The organism is Bradyrhizobium sp. B025 (assembly GCF_042257955.1).
Lineage (GTDB): Bacteria > Pseudomonadota > Alphaproteobacteria > Rhizobiales > Xanthobacteraceae > Bradyrhizobium > Bradyrhizobium diazoefficiens.
Genome location: NZ_CP170150.1, coordinates 1230322 through 1247747 on the forward strand (window position 1 = coordinate 1230322; position 17426 = coordinate 1247747).

At 60.8% G+C, this 17426-nt stretch carries 9 protein-coding genes and 5 pseudogenes; 9 read left to right on the forward strand and 5 right to left on the reverse strand.

Annotation, left to right across the window (positions count from 1 at the left end):
- The first annotated feature begins 241 nt into the window (after positions 1-241).
- The 5 genes and pseudogenes from ACE10W_RS05915 (at position 242) to ACE10W_RS05935 (ending at position 5491) form a co-directional block, all read left to right on the forward strand.
- Positions 242-1263 (forward strand): annotated as a pseudogene (locus ACE10W_RS05915) (IS110 family transposase).
- Positions 1264-1497: 234 nt separating this feature from the next.
- A pseudogene (locus ACE10W_RS05920) lies at positions 1498-1656 on the forward strand (IS630 family transposase); the annotation flags it as partial.
- 324 nt (positions 1657-1980) lie between these two features.
- On the forward strand, positions 1981-3045 hold the full coding sequence (locus ACE10W_RS05925) for an IS630-like element ISRj1 family transposase (RefSeq protein ID WP_011084514.1): 1065 nt from the start codon (positions 1981-1983) through the stop codon (positions 3043-3045).
- Positions 3046-4048: 1003 nt separating this feature from the next.
- Complete coding sequence (locus ACE10W_RS05930; protein WP_011084637.1) at positions 4049-4450, forward strand: hypothetical protein; 402 nt, start codon at positions 4049-4051, stop codon at positions 4448-4450.
- 834 nt (positions 4451-5284) lie between these two features.
- Positions 5285-5491 carry a hypothetical protein gene (locus ACE10W_RS05935; protein WP_011084638.1) on the forward strand — a complete coding sequence of 69 codons (207 nt, stop codon included), beginning with the start codon at positions 5285-5287 and terminating at the stop codon, positions 5489-5491.
- Positions 5492-5620: 129 nt separating this feature from the next.
- Here ACE10W_RS05935 and ACE10W_RS05940 read toward each other — a convergent pair.
- Positions 5621-6953 (reverse strand): annotated as a pseudogene (locus ACE10W_RS05940) (IS5-like element ISBj2_B family transposase).
- Between the two features lie 625 nt (positions 6954-7578).
- Between ACE10W_RS05940 and istA the strand changes: the two are divergent.
- Both istA and istB read left to right on the forward strand, forming a co-directional pair.
- A pseudogene (gene istA / locus ACE10W_RS05945) lies at positions 7579-8955 on the forward strand (IS21-like element ISFK1 family transposase); the annotation flags it as partial.
- A gap of 8 nt (positions 8956-8963) precedes the next feature.
- A complete protein-coding gene (gene istB / locus ACE10W_RS05950) occupies positions 8964-9695 on the forward strand; it encodes an IS21-like element ISFK1 family helper ATPase IstB (RefSeq protein WP_014497992.1) in 732 nt (243 codons plus the stop codon).
- Between the two features lie 771 nt (positions 9696-10466).
- Here istB and ACE10W_RS05955 read toward each other — a convergent pair.
- Positions 10467-10907, reverse strand: a pseudogene (locus ACE10W_RS05955) (transposase); the annotation flags it as partial.
- Positions 10908-11278: 371 nt separating this feature from the next.
- On the opposite strand from ACE10W_RS05955, the gene ACE10W_RS05960 reads away from it, so the two are divergent.
- On the forward strand, positions 11279-11896 hold the full coding sequence (locus tag ACE10W_RS05960) for a reverse transcriptase domain-containing protein (protein WP_223153747.1): 618 nt from the start codon (positions 11279-11281) through the stop codon (positions 11894-11896).
- A gap of 48 nt (positions 11897-11944) precedes the next feature.
- Positions 11945-12475: a maturase gene (locus ACE10W_RS05965; protein ID WP_223153746.1), complete on the forward strand. Its 531-nt coding sequence runs from the start codon at positions 11945-11947 to the stop codon at positions 12473-12475.
- 292 nt (positions 12476-12767) lie between these two features.
- On the opposite strand, the gene ACE10W_RS05970 is transcribed toward ACE10W_RS05965, so the two are convergent.
- The 3 genes from ACE10W_RS05970 to ACE10W_RS05980 all read right to left on the reverse strand — a co-directional run bounded on the left by ACE10W_RS05970 (position 12768) and on the right by ACE10W_RS05980 (position 17406).
- Positions 12768-15083, reverse strand: coding sequence for a hypothetical protein (locus tag ACE10W_RS05970; RefSeq protein ID WP_018647880.1), 2316 nt, complete (start codon positions 15081-15083; stop codon positions 12768-12770).
- Between the two features lie 195 nt (positions 15084-15278).
- Entirely contained in the window at positions 15279-15941 is a 663-nt protein-coding gene (locus ACE10W_RS05975) for a CpaD family pilus assembly lipoprotein (protein ID WP_011084647.1), read from the reverse strand.
- Positions 15942-15951: 10 nt separating this feature from the next.
- Complete coding sequence (locus tag ACE10W_RS05980) at positions 15952-17406, reverse strand: type II and III secretion system protein family protein (RefSeq protein WP_018647881.1); 1455 nt, start codon at positions 17404-17406, stop codon at positions 15952-15954.
- Positions 17407-17426 lie beyond the last annotated feature (20 nt).

Below are 17426 nucleotides of genomic sequence, written 5' to 3' on the forward strand. Positions count from 1 at the left end.
CATTCTTCGCCAGATCCAACGCGATTATGCTAAATTCCGACATGGACGCCTCCGTTCAAGTGATGGTCAACGACACCACTTTGGCACAGCGATGCCGTGAGGGGGCGTCCACATGGGGTAATCGCAGGAGCGTGTTGCCCTAAAGACAATCAATAGTCTTGGAGGGTGGCTGTTCCCCGATAGGATGGAAATACGGGCTCACGACTGGACGCCGGGCCCAAGCATCGAATGGAGAACAGCCATGGAAGAGTATATCGGTCTCGATGTGTCGATGAAAGAGACGGCGGTCTCGATCCGTCGAGCAGGTGAACGGATCTGGCGCGGCAAGTGTGCATCTGATCCCAGTGTCATCGCCGCGCTCATCCGCAAGCGGGCGCCGGCCGTGAAACGCGTGGTGTTCGAGACGGGACCGCTGTCGGTATGGTTCTATCATTCTTTGCGCACCGAAGGATTGCCGGCGATCTGCGTCGATGCGCGCCATGATAAAGCGGCGCTCGATATGGCGGCGAACAAGACGGACGCGAACGACGCCGATGGTCTGGCGCAGCTCGCGGAAGTCGGGTTCTTTCGTGAGGTGCGCGTGAAGGGATTCAACAGCATGCTGACCCGCACGCTTGTCGCGGCGCGCACGCGGCTGGTCCGGATCACCACCGAGCTTTCGAACCAGATCCGCGGCGTCATGAAGACCTTCGGTCTGCTTGTTCCCGCCGGAAAGGGAAGCACCTTCGAGAACGTCCGGAACCTTCTGGCTGATCAGGACGGACTTGCATCCATCGTGCTTCCGATGCTGGAAGCCTGGCGTGGCATTCGCATCCGCGCCGCCGAACTCGGTCGCCAGTTGGTTCGGGATGCGCGCGAGAGTCAGGCCTGCCGCATCCTCATGTCGATTCCGGGCATCGGTGCGATCACCGCAACCTCTTTTGCCACAGCTATTGAGGAGCCTGACAACTTTAGGAAATCCCGATCTGTTGGCGCGTGGATCGGCCTGACAACGCGCCGCTACCAATCCGGAGAAGTCGATTATGATGGCCATATATCCCGACGTGGCGACCGCCATTTGCGTGGGCTTCTCTATGAAGCGGCAGCGGTCATTCTGACGCGCAGCTCAACCGACAGCGCTCTGCGGACGTGGGGACGGCATCTCCGGGAGAGGATCGGCTTCAAAAGAGCCGCCGTGGCTGTGGCACGGAAACTGGCGGTGATAAGCATACGATGCTTAAGACCGGCGAGCTGTTCAATCCGAATGCCGGAGCTGCCGCATAAGCTCGGATAGCGTTCAGAACCTGAACGCCTAAGGTATCCCTGCCAGGACGTGAGCCGAGCCATTCCGCTGATGGGGTTGCACTGCTGACTCAGCAAAGTGCGTCGTCCACATTGAAGGCTCGTCCGCGAAGCTCCATCATGCGGCGACCAATGTCGACCGCGAAGACAACCACGCACCCGGCAGCGTCTCTTGACGAAACTAAATGCTTGACGTCCCAGCAGCGATTAGACGACACCTCCGTCGGGCAACTCGAGGCCGACATCTGCACCTTCATCCACCTGCACAACCAAAACCCGAAGCCCTTCAAATGGACCAAGTCCGCAGACCAGATTTTGGCTTCCGTCAAACGCTTCTGCCACAAAACCCAGCAGACTTTATGTGGCGAACATTAGATTCACGTGACTAGGTCGTCCTGTCCTGACGCTGCGATCTGCAGGCTGGCGCTCAATCGATGCTCGCATCTTCCGCGAGGCGCCGATGCGCTCGCCCGATAGCCTCTGGGCCGCGGCCTCGCCGACCGGATCACCGGATCAGCTGCGGCGCCAAGCGCAACAACTTGTTCGCCCATTTCGGGAGCTTCAGCGCCTACACCCTCGAGGACGTCGACTTGTACCACCTTGGCTAGGGGACCCTGCCACTCGGTTGACAAGCCGGTAGTGCTGATCGTCAACTAGTACCCACTTTTCTTGGAACGTGAGTCGTGATTCAAGGTCGGGATGATACCCGAAGCAAGAGAAGTCCACCTTTCGAGGAAAGATCGCAAGGTGCTTGAGGCGTGCTGTCGCTCACCGGTGACGTTGCAGCGCGATTTGAAGCGGGCGCGGATAGTTCTGTTGGCGGCGGATGGGCGCAGCACCCGGTCGATCGCCAAGGAAGTTGGGGTCCAGCCGCGGATTGTCAGCCTTTGGCGGCATCGCTATGCCGACCATGGCCTTGAAGGGCTGCAAGACAAGCCGCGGCCTGGCAAGCAGCCGATCTATACGAAGACGACCGACAAGCGGATTCTGAAGCTGCTGGATAAGCCGCCACCGCAAGGGTTTGCGCGCTGGACCGGCCCCCTGCTGGCCGAGGCGCTGGGCGATGTCGATGTCCAATATGTCTGGCGGTTCCTGCGCAGCCACAAGATTGACCTGGTGGCTCGCAAGTCCTGGTGCGAGAGCAACGACCCGAACTTTACGGCCAAAGCCGCCGATGTTGTCGGCCTCTATGTCGCGCCGCCGGCGAAGGCCATTGTGCTGTGCGTGGACGAGAAGCCCTCGATCCAGGCTTTGGAGCGAGCGCAGGGTTATCTGAAGTTGCCCAATGGCCGCGCCTTAACCGGCCAAAGCCACGATTACAAGCGGCATGGCACCACAACATTGTTTGCGGCGCTCGAAGTCGCCACCGGAAAGATCATCGCGACCCATTCAAAACGCCGGCGCCGCGTCGAGTTTCTCGATTTCATGAACAGCGTCACCGCGACTTTTCCGAACCGCAAGCTTCACGTCATCCTCGACAACCTCAACACCCATAAAAAGAACGAGGACTGGCTCAAGGCCCACCCCAACGTGCAATTTCATTTCACGCCGACAAGTGCGTCATGGCTCAATCAGGTCGAAGTATGGTTTTCCATCTTGCAGGGGCAGTCGCTCAGCGGCACCTCCTTCACGAGCCTCAAGCAGCTTCAGGAACACATCGATGCCTACGTCAACGCATACAACGACAGAGCCGAGCCCTTCGTCTGGACCAAGAAAAAGGTCCGTCAACGCCGTTTCAAAGGCCGCCGTATCACTCAGCTCTGATTCCGGGTACTAGGGACGGTGCCATCTGGAGCATGTCTCTGGTCGTCTATCTCGAGCCGCGCTGCTACAAGTTCATACGATCACAGCGTTTATACGTCTCAAGATCGGCCCGAGTGCCACATTGCGCCGCACACGTTCGAGAGCCACAGGACGTAAGCCTGCGTGCGAGAGAAAAAGCAAGCCTCCAGCTAAACTCGAGACGCAAGGGTATTGCCGCCATTGTCCATCAACGCCGTTTTCCCGCGCGGGGTGCTTGCAACGTCTATTGCTTCACCTAACCCAACCCGCTAGCTGACACCGGACAAGCTTCGCCGAACATCGCAAGTTTGCGCCGGCAGTTAGCTCGTCGTATCGAAGCATGGATTTCGCATTCGGTCGGCAAGAACCTCTGGATGATCCCGTATAGCGGTGCCGCGGCGGTTAAGTGCCTGGCGGTCGCCTGGTTGCGCGAGCCGCCGAGATGGTTCTAATAGATCATATACGCCAGCCGGCCGAATCGGCTTCCAGCCGTCGAGGGCATCCACCGCGATTCAAAGTCGCTTTCATGTGGCCCGTCCAGAAGCGCTCGTTGGCTCAGAGGGCAGGGCCGTCAACAGGCCGAGCAGGCTGCCAGTGAAGCCTTCGAAGCAGGGTAGAAGCGATCGCCCGTTCCAGCGGCTTGGAGAATCTTAAACAATTATTGAATGTTGATTGCTGCTCCATGTACGTGCGCTCACCGACTTTGCCGCCGCCAGCCATCTACGCGCAGCCGGCACCATCCTCCATCCGATCGCCCCAGTTCTCAGCCTCTGGGCCGGCACCGGTGGGCAAAGCGACAGCACACGGACGCGCGCTTTACAGCCTATGGGCTCTGGCCGTATCGCGTTCACTGCCTCCTTTGCTGCCACGTTACCAAATGAGGTAGGTATCGCGTGTTGGCAATTGTGGTACCTTGTAGGGGATGATCGAAATGAGCGGCGAACAACTTAGTACGTTATAAGCCCTTCAAGCTAGGAGATCTCGAATGGCACCGAATGCAAGCGAAGACGAGAAACGCGAGCGGCGGCCACATGTCGGGCACGACCCGGCTCTGATATCTGGCGCTTCCGCCGATGGCGCTGGGAAATCTACGACAGCCGCATCGCCTATTCCATTTACTTTTCGGGAATGGCAGAGCTCGATTGAAGCGACAAGCAACCTGTTCGCTGCGGCCCTGAAGGACGGACTAGGTTTGGCGGCTTCCTCCCTGCACGATCAGGCCACCTTTCTGAAGGATATCGCGGACTCCAAAACTTCCTCGGAGCTGTTGCGGTGTCACCTGGATTTTCTGGAGAAATTCTGGTCGAGGTCGTTCAGCGCCGGCTCGAAGATATTGGATCATCTCAAGCCACAGCCATCACCCGCGGGAAGGCAGGCGCTTCACTGAGCTTGCGATAAGAGCCCGATCGCAGCTACTTCCTCCAGAGCCGAGGGCATATGTCGCCCACTGACGAGGGTGTGGGTCGCTTTAGTGGCTTCAGCTCACCCGCCAAATCCCACGATTGCTCTGAACTCAAGATGCCGCGAGTTATCTAAGATTCGTTTGCCATAGATACCTCTCTTTTTGTCGAATAGAGCTTTTCTTAGGCGGAGGCAGGCAACCGCTGTCCGCTCAAGGGGGCGCAGATCCGGTTGGCGGCCGATGCCGGGATGAGTGATGACGTGATCGCCACAAGCCTGGGCGTCGGCCACTTGGCGGTCTCCCACCCTTCGACGTTTTTGTCGAAGGCAACCTGGCGGAGAACCAGAGCGAAGAGCCGCCTACCGGGCAGAGCGCGAACTCAACGACAAGGAAGAGGCCCTTCTGGTGGCCACCGCCTGCGGCCCTCCGGCAGGCCGGGCGCTGGACACCGGAGCTGCTAGCTGGCGAATGCTCAGGCTGACGTGGTACCAAGCGTGCCGCCGGAACGTCGTTCTCACGCTTGACTGCAACTTGCCCACACGGGCCGCTTTCGTTTTGGGAATTGCCGGGTCTCGTCAGCTTTCAGTAAGCCAGCCCGGATACAGAGCCGTTGTGGTTAACGGGACGTGGCAGGGACAGCGCTATCTATCCAGAACGGTCAGCGCCGAGTCACGCTTTCCGCTAAACTCAACGGCAGCGCGGAGCGGCAGGGATAGTGCCTTTATCCAGCCCCCCAGGTCGGTAGGCGCCAGGCCGCGCCCGCGCTGTTTCCTGTCGCTGACCTTCTGTAGTCGGCTTTAAGCGTTCAGGGGGTGGAACATGGACGGCTTCAACTCAACATCCTCGCCTTATGCGCCGCAAGTGCGGCGCAACCAGCCGCTGCCAAGTTTGTCTCTTTATGTGCCCCCGAGCTGGCAGCAGGGAGATCCGTGGGCGCCGGAAGACCTCAAGTTGCGAATGGGTTTGCACAAGCTTCTGCCCCATCCGGATCTGAGCCAAATAAAAGTCTTACTCTCGGGGACGTGAACTAAACAGCCGGTATCGGGCCGCCAGGCTCGGAACACGAGATTTTTCTCCGCAGAAACTGAACTAGCTCCCGATTGAAGTCAGCCAAGGCGGCGAGTCGCCCGCGCTGCCTGCGATCCGAGTCGATCGTTAATAAGCCGAATTGGGCTGAACTGGACAGTTGAGCGTTGGCCAGAGTGAGAGCAGGAAGAGGGACAAAAGGTCTCTGAGCCAAGCCAGGACACGGCGGAGGTTGTGGCCAACGGCCGAGAGGAGAACGTTAGCGGCATCTCCGGCGCGGCCTTTGAGATAGCAGCGGCCAAGGTGACCTTCGTTCTTCATGTGTCCGATGATGGGCTCGATGGCGGAACGGCGGCGTAGCTCGCGCTTGATGACGCCGAAGACGCCGCGCTTCTGGCCCGAGATGAAGACGCGGCGGGGATTTTGTGTGTCGTGGCCGCGATATCCCTTGTCGACATAGGCCCGTTCGATCGGGCAGCCGGTGAGGCTCTCGGTGCGCTCGATGACGTTGCGAAGGGTGTGACCGTCGTAGGGGTTGTCCGGCAGCGAGCAGGCGTGGAGCACGAACAAGCCGCCCGGAGCTCTTTGGTTGTTGGTGACGATGGAGGCCTTCACGCCGAACTCATAGGGCGGCGGCCTTGCCCTTGCCGATGCACTCGACCTCCGGAGCATGGAAGGAATACAACTTCCAGCCGCGCTGGCGCTGCTGCTGCGAGCCGATCTGGGTGGCTCGGCTCAGCGGCAGGGCGAATGCCCCCTCCAATGCGGCCTGGCCCTCGGTCTTGCGGCGAATGTCGCGGATGATCCGGCCCAGCCGGCTGCGCAGGATGCGCAGCTGTCGCTGATGCCGGTTGAATTGTTTGGCATGAGCGTAGCGGCCCGCCATCATCGCCGCGCTTTTGGCCACGCGAACATAGGATTGCCGGAGCCTGACCCCGTGCTTCCTCGCCAGGCGGTTCAACCCGCGGATCGCTGCATGCAGCAGCTTGGCGTCGGTCGGGAAGCTGATGGCCTTCGGTTGGACGGTCGTGTCGACCGTGACCCGCTTGAGGTCCTGGCTGCGCAACGCACCGCTCGCGTGCGCCACGCGAAGGCTCTCGGCCAACAACCGCTCCAGCTTGTCGCCGAGCCGCTTGCGCCAGTGGCTCAGGTCTGAGCGCTCATGCGGGAAAACGTGCTGGAAAAACTCTTCGCCGGTGAAGAACTGGAAGTACGGATCGTGGACCCAGCGCTCGCACACCCCCTCGTAGATGTGCTTGAGCAGCAGCAATCCGATCATGAAGCGGGTCGCGATACCCGGCCTGCCGTTGTCGCTGTAGAGCGGCGCGATCTCGCCGTCGATCCAGTCCCAATCGACCCTGCCGGCGAGCAGAACCAGCTCGTGTCGCATGTTGATGATCTGGTCCAGCCGGGACCGGAACAGATCGTTCGAGCCTGTCGTCCTGTGCTTCTTTGGTCGCATCGGTCCCTCCGATGCAGCACAGAATCACGGTTCGCAGCGGCAGGGAAATCCAAAATCGAAATTGCAGGTTTTTGCTGTGAAGCCCCAATCCCCTGCAATCTCAAATGCCGCCGCAACCGGAAAACAGACTCTCAATCAAGTGCTTGGAGGCTTGTTCACGGACAACATCCGAAGCTGATCGCCGAGACACGTGAGGCGACTACCAGTCCTGGGGCGAGAGCTTCGTCGCCCTGGCCGAGGGTCTGCAGAACGCGCTGTGGTCGCTCGGCGGGCCAGCGCGTAAGCATCGCACCGGGCCAAGGCCCGAGCCCGTATCAGAGTCCCGTGAATGGTGTCGTAGTTCAGGTATCCCTGCAACACGCGGCGGAGCCACGCGCCGGTATCAACGATGAACGCCTGGCGGCGGTTCGTTACGCCGTGTCGTATCGTGCCATCCTGGCATTGCGGGAGTCGATTGTCACCCGTCGGATTGTGATGCGCGTTTCGCGGGATCGTGAGCGCGGATTTCAGGGGATCGTGAGCAACGATTTCGCGGGATCGTGAGCAAGGCTTTCGGAGCCTTGCAGCGCTTCGGCCGACAACTCAACCGGCTTAGGGATGACCTCGTGGTTAACGAGGAAGTCCAATGCCTACCCAGAGATTGTCGATGCGCCGGATCAAGGAAGTCCTTCGGTTAAAACATTTTCAAGGCCTGCCAGAGCGGGCCATCGCGCGGAGCGTGGGCGTCAGCAACGGCGTTGTGCACAGCTACCTGAGCCGCGCCCGCTCTGCTGGGTTGAGCTGGCCGCTTCCGGAGGGAATGACCGATGAAGACCTGGAGCTTTTGCTTTTCCCGGCCCCACGACCAGCGTCTCAGAGCCCGCAGCGGCCGGTGCCCGACTGGAGCTACATCGATAAAGAGCTCCGCCGGCGCAACGTAACCCGTCGCCTGCTCTGGGAGGAGTATCGCGCCGTTAATCCCGACGGTTTCGGGTACACGTGGTTCTGCACTACCTACGAGGCCTGGAAGGGGCGGGTCCGACCTTCGATGCGGCAGATTCATCTGGGCGGCGAGAAGGTGTTCGTGGATTTCGCCGGCGACACCATCGACATCGTCGATCCCCTGACCGGGGAAGTGCAGCCGATGAAGCTGTTCGTCGCGGCGATGGGCGCTTCGAACTACACCTACGCCGAGGCCTGCCCCAGCGAGAGCTTGGCCGACTGGATCCGGGCCCACGTCAACTTGTTCACGTTTTTGAGCGGAACGGCGACGTTCGTGGTCTGCGACAACCTCAAAGCCGCCGTCAGCAACCCCGACCGCTACGATCCCGGCCTCAATCGCACTTATGCCGAGATGGCGAGCCATTACGGCACGGCCATTCTCGCCGCACGGCCGCGGCGCCCAAAAGACAAGGCGAAGGTCGAGGTCGCGGTGCAAATCGCCCAGCGCTGGATTCTGGCCCGGCTGCGCAATCAGCGCTTCTTTTCCCGGGCCGAGCTCAACGCCGCCATCAAGACACTCGTCGACGAACTCAATGCTCGTCAAATGCGTGGCTTCGGCTCAAGCCGCGCCGAACTGTTTGCCGAACTCGACAAACCCAAGCTAACCCCGCTGCCAGATCAGCCTTATGCCTTCGCACGCTGGAAGCGCTGCCGCCTCGCTCCCGATTATCATGTCGAGGTCGACGGCCATTGGTACTCCGCGCCGTATCGTCTGATTGGCGAGCTGGTCGATGCCCGTATCGACGATCGGACGGTCGAGATCTTCCACAAGGGCCAGCGGATCGCCAGCCATGCCCGCGCGCCCAACCGACGCGGACACACCACCATCGCCGACCACATGCCCAGCGCCCATCGCCGCTACGGCAAATGGACCCCCGCCGCGGTGATCGCCGCCGGCGAGCGGATCGGTCCTTCGACAGCAGCGTTTTTCCAGGCCGCGATCGACGCCCGGCCCCATCCAGAACAAGGCTTTCGAACCTGCCTTGGCATTCTGGCGCTCGTCAAAAGCTACGGCGCCGACTGACCGGAATGGCCAAGGCCTTCGAGGAGCAGCGCCGATCGCCCGATCTCGAAGCCCTGCCGTTCGAAGATCGCATCGGCCTGTTGGTCGACCGCGAAGCCGCCGAACGCGACACCAGGCGGCTCACCACGCGCCTCAAGATCGCCGCACTGCGCCAGACTGCTTGCGTCGAGGACGTCGATCTGCGCACCCCGCGGGGCATCGACCGCGCCGTTTTCGCCAAACTCGTCGAAGGTCGCTGGATCGATCGCCACGAGAATTTGCTCGTCACCGGGGCAACCGGCCTGGGCAAAAGTTGGTTAGCCTGCGCGCTCGGCCACAAGGCCTGCCGCGACAACCGATCAGTCCTCTATCATCGCGTTCCAAGGCTGTTCGAGGCGCTCGCGCTCGCGCGCGGAGACGGACGCTACGCCCGGCTCCTCAAAAGCCTCGGCCGCGCTCAGCTTCTGATTTTGGATGATTGGGGACTATCGGTGCTCACCGCCGCGGAACGCCGCGATCTGCTCGAAATCCTCGAGGACCGACATGGCCGCGCATCCACCATCGTCACAAGTCAGCTCCCCGTGGACACCTGGCATGGAGCCATTGGGGACCCCACGGTCGCCGACGCCATTCTCGATCGCCTCGTCCACAACGCCCACCGCCTCCAGCTCACCGGAGAAAGCATGCGAAAACGCAGCGCCAAAACCATCACCCTTGACGGCAACCAGAACACTGACTCTATCTCCCATCGGCCGTAGCGGGCTGCTCACGATCGTCTGAATTCAGTGCTCACGATCGCGCGAAATCGATGCTCACGATCCGTGAAATCCGCATTGTGAAGTGCGGATTTCGTTGGGTGCACCGCGCAGATGTGCGTGAACCCGAGGAAGTCGAACGTCTTCGGGCGGCGTTGCCCCGGCGCGAGAGGCGCTCGGCCGCGTACCGTCCAAATTTCAGAATCCGGGTCTTCTCCTCATTTAGCGAAAGACCGAACTCCGCTATTCGCTCACGCAGGGCGTCGAGAAGGCGTAGGACCTCGGTTTTATTTCGAAGCCCATAAGACTGCCGCCGGCATAGCTGCCGCTGCTTCTCCACTCGTGGGTCCAGAGGTCGAAGACGTGATGCACATTCATATTTACGAAGAGCGGCGGGAGCACCGCCCGTTGCCGCGTACTTACTCGTGCTACGGGCTTCGATCTGAATTTTCATTGCACGCAAGGAACTCGCAACTGACGGCATTTCTGATTCTAGAGTGGCCAAGTTCAGAAACATGGCGAAGAAGCCCGCGCACTACATCGCACAGGCGAATCGAAAAAGATTCGGGATTAGCGGGATGAAGGAGATCGTCACGTGACAACGCCAGCGGTCAGCCGCTTGCGTATCAAATCAATCGCAAGAGCCGGAGGTCTGACGGAAGATGAGTTCCTGCCCGCCGCCGTGCATTGCCCGTCAGTAGCGGATCCGGCGCTGCAAGGAAGGCGCCGCGCTTTGGCAGGGGAGCGGAGCTGGTCGGCGACGCAGCGCCATTACGCCCGCGCGTCCTCGGCATCGTCCTGGGCGCACACCGTGGCGATGAAGGCGGAGACGAGGCGCCGTGCGCTCTTGCCGGCACGTGCCAGCGCATTGCGCATGAAGTGGACGCGGCAGCGCTAGTGGCGTTGAGAACTTCGCCGACCGTGGCCGTGATCCCTCATGAGTATCGGAGACGACGAGCCCGTAGCCCCGCAGGCCGCGGCGGACGAGCTTGCGCAGGAGCGCGGCCCAGAACGTCTCGGCTTCGGATGGGCCGACGTCAATGCCGAGCGCCTCACGCCGGCCGTCGCTGTTAACTCGACGCGATGGTCACCGCGACCGAGACGATGCGCCCCTGCTGACGCAGCTTCACGTACGTGGCCGATCCACAGATAGGGCCGATCGCCCTAGAGCGGGCGGTTGAGGAAGGCCTTCACGTTGTCGCCGATCTCACTGCACATGCCGCGCCGGTCATGCCTTCGACCACCAGCGCCATCAGCCGGAGGCCGAGTGTGTTCCCTAGTCACGAAGGCAGCATGAGCATCGTCGTTATGCGAGACGATGCCGCTCCGTCGGGGTCGATGGCCGCATCACGCATGGAAGGCAATCATCGGAACATGAGAGGCCCGATCGGGTCCACTGGATTGGTCTCCAGTGGGGGACAGCGGCGAGGCACTGCCAGAGCCGCGGTCCGAGCTGAGGTCGGGAGTCGGACTGGTCCATAGTACCTGTGAAGTCGTCGAAGGAAACGAGACGTATGGAGGGAAGGGGCCAGCCCGAGGGGAGCCCGCGCGAGAAGGCCAGGGTCCGGACACAGAGCCGGGTTGCCTTGCCGCCGAACCTCGATCGGGTGAACGCGGCGGCCAAGCGGGCTGCCCAAACCCGGTTCACGGCCTTGCTGCACCACATCGACGAGGACGCTCTGCTTCGGGCGTTTCGACGACAAAAGCGGCAGGCCAGCGCGGGGGTCGATGGGGTAACGATGGCGAAGTACGAAGAGGGGCTCACGGATAACATCCGCGACCTCTGCGGACGGGTCCACACTGGTCGCTACCGGCCACAGCCGGTGCGGCGAGTCTACATCCCCAAAGCCGATGGCGGTAAGCGGCCTCTCGGTGTGCCGGCGCTCGAGGACAAGATCGTCCAAAGCGCGGTGGCCGAGGTGTTGAGCGCCGTCTATGAGGCCGACTTCCTTGGGTTCTCCTACGGCTTCCGGCCGGGGCGGAATCCTCATATGGCGCTTGATGCCTTGCATACGGCGATCATGAGCCAGCGTGTGAACTGGGTGCTCGATGCCGACATACGCAGCTTCTTCGACTCGGTCGACCACGAGTGGCTGTTGCGGATGGTGGCGCACAGGATCGCCGATCCTCGCATCCTACGGCTCCTCGAGCTGTGGCTGCGGCCCACCAATGGCGTCGTCGTCATGCCCGCGGTCGCGTCGTGACCGTGCGCTATGCGGACGACTTCGTCATGGGCTTCGAGAGCAAGGCAGATGCGCCAGGAAATGCTCTTGGCCCTCAAGGTGCGGCTGGCCAGCTTTGGCCTGATGCTTCATGAGGGCAAGACGCGGCTGATCGAGTTTGGCCGGTTCGCGGCCGTCTCGCGTCAGCGGCGCGGCGAGCGGCGACCAGAGACCTTCGCCTTCCTCGGCTTCACCCACTACTGCGGGCGGACCCGAGATGGCCGGTTCATCGTGAAGCACAAGACGGAAGGGAAACGCCTGACGCGCAAGCTGACGGCGTTGCGCCAGGACGCCTGGCGGCTCATGCACGCGCCACTGGCCACGCAGCACGAGCGGTTCGCCGCCGCACTGCGCGGGCACTACGGCTACTATGGCAGGCCGCACAATTATCCAGCGCTCAACGGCTTCTACCGCGAAGTGCGTCGGATCTGGCTACGTTGTCTGAGACGACGCAGCCAGAAAAGTCGGCGCATGGGCTGGTCGGAGTTCGACACCCTGACGGCACGCTTCCCTCTGCCCGTTCCACGCATCACTCGCACTTGGGCGCAGGCGCGGATATGACGCGGGTTACCCTCGGGAAGAGCCGGGTGCGGGAAATCCGCCCGCCCGGATCTGTGAGGGCGAAAGCCAAATGGCTGAGCTACTCGACCGCGCCTCTCTTGCTCTGCAGAGTGCGGTGCTGCCGAATGCTTACTTGATCGATAGCTGCTTGAGATCATGGTGGCACTGGAAAGGTCGGATTTGCTCACCGCCCGGCATCGTTGAAGCGTGCTTCTAAGATCTCCGGAAGGAGGATCAGACGTGGTTTTAGGTCCGCCTGAGCAGCTGTCCGAGGTGCCGACGAGCCCCTCATTCAGCCAAATTGTGGCTGATGGAAGAGAAGAACGCGGCTTCCCGGTAGGCTCTCTGCCGTGTAGAGCTGACCGTGGATAAAAAAAGCGGTCATTGGGACGTCCCGGCTCGGCAGAAGGCCTAGATTCTGCAATATGTCGATCACGGCGGGCGAAGCCTCTTGGGAGGCGTGCGTCCAGCCGTCGCCCAAGAACTCTCCCAGTTCAGGCACTTGCGGGACTGGCTGATGGCCTGATGCAGGTGCGGCAGACGGCAGAGGAAGGTTCGGCGCCAGCGCCGAGGGAGCGTCCCTACTCCATTCGAACGGAGCCGCCGAATCAAGCCCTGGCGCAAGACCGCCGTAGATATCTGAGGAAGTCCTCAGTGCCGCAGGCCTAGCTTCGCCCGGCAAAGCGGGCCGAGGGTGATGAATGAGCTGAACGTCCTTGGGCCCTTCCGGTCCCAAGATGGCCGTGTAGCGTTCGCCGCCGATCTCAAAGTTCATGATTGGATGTTCCACAACAGGCAAGAAGTCCCACTCGCCTAACTTGGACAGCATCTCGTCGGGGGCCGGCTGGGTGCGATGGGAAAAATTCTTGGGAACGGCGAAAGAAACATCAAACGTATCGCCGACAGCGGGCGACAGCAGATGGACGAGCTGAACATCGTTGAGCCCTCCCGGTCCCAAGACGGCCATATAGCGCTCACCTCGAATGTCGTAGGCCTTTACCCGCTGTGCTGCATCCGGCAAGAGGCCCCAGCGGCGAAGCCTGTGCATCATATTCGGCGCGGCCTGAGTCCCGTGGGAGAAATGTTCGGGAACGCTCAAAGACGCATCAAAGGCTTCGCTGGCTGCTGCGATCGTCTGCTCAAGGGTGGTCTGCGCCGCAGCGCCTTCGTTCATCATCTGTCCAGAGTGGTCTTCAGAGGCGAAATCGGGCTGCCGCAAGCTCGGATGCCAAGCAGGGGCATCGAAAGGCGCTTCTTGAGCAACACTCTGCGCTGGCGAGGGAACGGTTGGACTCATCGTTGGCCAAGGCATCAGCGCATCGAAGGTCGGCGTTGGCAAAAGGTTCTCGCGGTCCGCTGCATCGAAAAGCGCGTCCTGAGGGACACTTTGCACCGGCGAGTGGATGATTGAACTCATCATTGGACCAGGCACCAGTGCATCGAAGGTCAGCGCGCGAAAGAGGTTCTCGCGACCCTCGGCATGGAAAAGCGCGTCCCGAGGGACACGTTGCACCGGCGAGGGAATGGTTGGACTCATCGTTGGCCAAGGTACCGGCGCATTGGAGGTCGCCGCCGACAAAAGGTTCGCACGATCCGCGGCATCGAAAAGCGCCTCCTGATCGACACTTTGCACCGGCGAGTGAACCATTGAACTGACCGTTGGCCCAAGCATGGTCGCCGGCAAGAAGCTCTCGGCTTCTGCAGCATCGAAAAGCACGTCCTGGGCGACACTTTCCGTAGGCGAATGGACGGCCAACCCCACTCCATGCCAGACCTGCGGAGCATTGAACCCCGGCGGCCGTGAGCTGCGCTCATCTGCATCGTCCCCAATCGGCTGCTCATCGGCCGGCATAGCTGAGGGGGTGGACGGCTGGATGACCTGGCGCGAACTGCCTCCTTCTCCGCCTAAATTGGTCTGCAGGGTAATGGCGCGATAGTCCCGAAGGCCATTCAAGGCGGAGATGAGCATCTTGTCCTTCGGGAACAACCTATCCGCGTGTCCGAGCAGTTTATCATCACTGAGGTCGGCAATGGACAAGGGTCGGAGCGCTACCGCCAACTTCCGCAGTCCGCTCGCATAGCTCTCGGCCGTTTTCCTGCCGATCTGTCGACCAAAACCTGCCTCGGCGGCATCCCTGATAAGACCCTCATCTTCCCTGGAAGGACGATAATGTGTTGAGAGGGGGCGAGCGTTGGCGTCGGGCTCGCGGTACCGACTGATCATTAACAATGCTGGCGCGATGACCCTGTCGTTTGGCAGCAGCTTCCTAGCGTTAGCGAGTAAGGCATCGTCATCGAGCCCAGCAATTGATTTGCCGGACTTCTTCAGCCCCTCGGCGAATTTGCGAAGCCGACGATCATAAATTTTGACGGTGGTCTCACTCGGCGGCGGCCCTCCATTGAGAGCAGCGGCCGATGCCGCCTGGATGAGGTGATCGTCTTCCTCAGTGACATCATGAAGCGCCGCGTGCGGATATACAGGGCCCGCCTCTCGCACGCCTGCCAGGTGCTGCTCAAACGCCACATGCTTTTGATCCGGCTGTTCCACGGCGGCATCCGACGCAGCGGACGCCTTATCGGCTGGGTTGATCGTGTTGAATCGGTCCATGTTCAGTCCGCAGGGCTCGCTCTCTCGCTATTTCGCTACTCACGTTTGCTTTCCAAAACCTGACATCGCCAAGCGGAAAGGTAGAATGAAAGGATAAATGATGGCTCGCAATTGCCTTCTCTGCGCCTTGCAGCATCGCTCGTGCGCCTGAGCGCCAGGTGCTGCACAGTAGGTTCCGACAAGCGCTTAAAGCGCCTATCGGAGCGGCTGCACATTCTGTGTTGTTGGTCCCGCTGCGTCCGGCGCTGTCGTGCTTGCTCCATCTTCTCCGTTGCCCTTGTTGCGCGCTGCGAGAGTAGAGTGACTAGCAAGAGGAGCGGCGGCGCGATCGCCATTTACCGTGCTGACAGACCGATTATCAACCAGGTCGAGCGGATCGTTCACCATCACTCCCAGGTTGTTTTTGGTCGAGCAACCAAGAGTCGGTTCGAACGAATTGTCGTCCACTGCTGGTCCTGCGATCAAAAGCGACGGACAGTTCGGAAGATGCGCTTCAAACGTAATCGCCTCGATCCTGACGGCGGAACGGCCCGATAAATTGAGGGGAGAAGCGGACAGCCGGATGTTAGAGGGAACAACCCCCATGGCGCGTGCTTCGTGCGCCACCTGCGCAATGAGCTTATGGGAGCCGCTGACATCCACATGGAGCGCATCCCGCCGGCCACCACTTGCGTCGGCGATAAAATTACGCAGCTGAAGCTTTTCGAGGGCATGGAGGCTCTGCAGAAGCAAGACACGCTTTTTCTGTTCGACCTGGACTCCTTGTTCGGCAGGATTGGGATGGATCGACGCAGTATTTGCGCAGCCCCCCAATATTGCGGCAAGGACAATCGAATGGGACAAATATCGCATGTTCATATGTCGATCCTCATTCGATGATAAAGCCGGCGTTGCCCGTCAGTCCCGGTGCGCTCGCGCGCGGCGCATCGCGGCCTTGAGGCGGCCGTGCCACCGTGTTCGTCAAGATGCGGCCTGCATCTGATGGCGGTGCGATGCGGTTGGTCGGAATACTTATCTGGCTTGGATTTGATCCCGGCCGTACGATGTAAGGTGTAACAACGATAACTAGCTCGGTTTCGCGTTTTTGAAACGATGAAGAGCGAAAAAGCGCACCAAGGATCGGTACGTCGCCGAGCCAGGGAAACTCGCCGATATCAGTGTTGAAGTTGCGCCTGATGAGGCCGCCGATTGCAAAGCTCTGGCCGCTGGCGAGCTCGACCACGGTGCTCGCCCGCCGCGTCGAGAGGGCAGGAACCGCCATACCATTGATCTTGACTTCGCCTTCGGTCGATAGTTCGCTGACTTCGGGCTTCACACGGACAATGATCTGGTTGTTGCTGAGCACTGTCGGGACGAATTCCAAGCTCACGCCGAACTGCCGGAATTGGACCGAAACCTGCCTGTTGTCCTGCATGACTGGGATCGGAAACTCGCCGCCGGCGAGGAAGCTTGCGGCTTCGCCGGACATTGCCGTCAGGTTCGGCTCAGCCAGGATTGAGGCGAGGTGCTCACTGGCGAGAGCGTCGAGAACAGCGCTGAGGTTGATATTGCCGGTGCTAAACCCGATCCCAATCGTGCCGCCGCCGCCAGCCCTGCCGGACCCTCCCGGTTTGCCGGTGGCAAGGAAAGCGCCGTTTGGGCCCGAGGCGGTGAAGTTGATGTTGAGATCCTTGACGGCGGTGCGGGAGACTTCTGCTACGCGCACGCTGAGATTTACCTGCAGTGAGCCGGCGACCTGGATCTTGTTGACGACCGGGGCGCCCGCGCCAACAAATTGCTCAGTGACCTTCCTCGCAGCCTCAACGACATCGGCATTGGGCGCTATACCGCTAAGGATCGCCCCGCGCGGGGTATAGCTGACCTGAATTGGATAGTCGCCGACCTCGGCCTTGAGCGCGGCCCGTAGATCCTCGAGTGGTTGGGTTACCACAATACGCAGCTCGGCAAGAGCCTCGCCGTTTTCGTTGAGGGCGAACAGGCTCGTCCGCCCGGACTTTTTGCCGAACACGAAAATTGTACTGCTCGACGGAGCTTGATAATCGGCAATTGCAGGGTCGGCGACAAAAATGGTCGCCGCCGGTGCGCTCAAATGCACCGTCTTTCCCTGTGACGAGGTAATATTGAGCGTGCCCGTGGTGCTGCCGGGTGCCGCACGTGGCATCTCTCCTTTGCCGTCCCGCTTGGTCTCGGCTGAGGCCGCAAGCGGAAACAGCAAAGCAAATCCGCATAGGAGGTAGCAGAGACGATTGAGAGCGGCAGAGCGTTGTGGGTTGGTGATCGCAGGCGGCTGGGTAGCGCCGGCGGCATTATTAAGGACCTTCAAGCGATTGTTGCCTTTAAGTG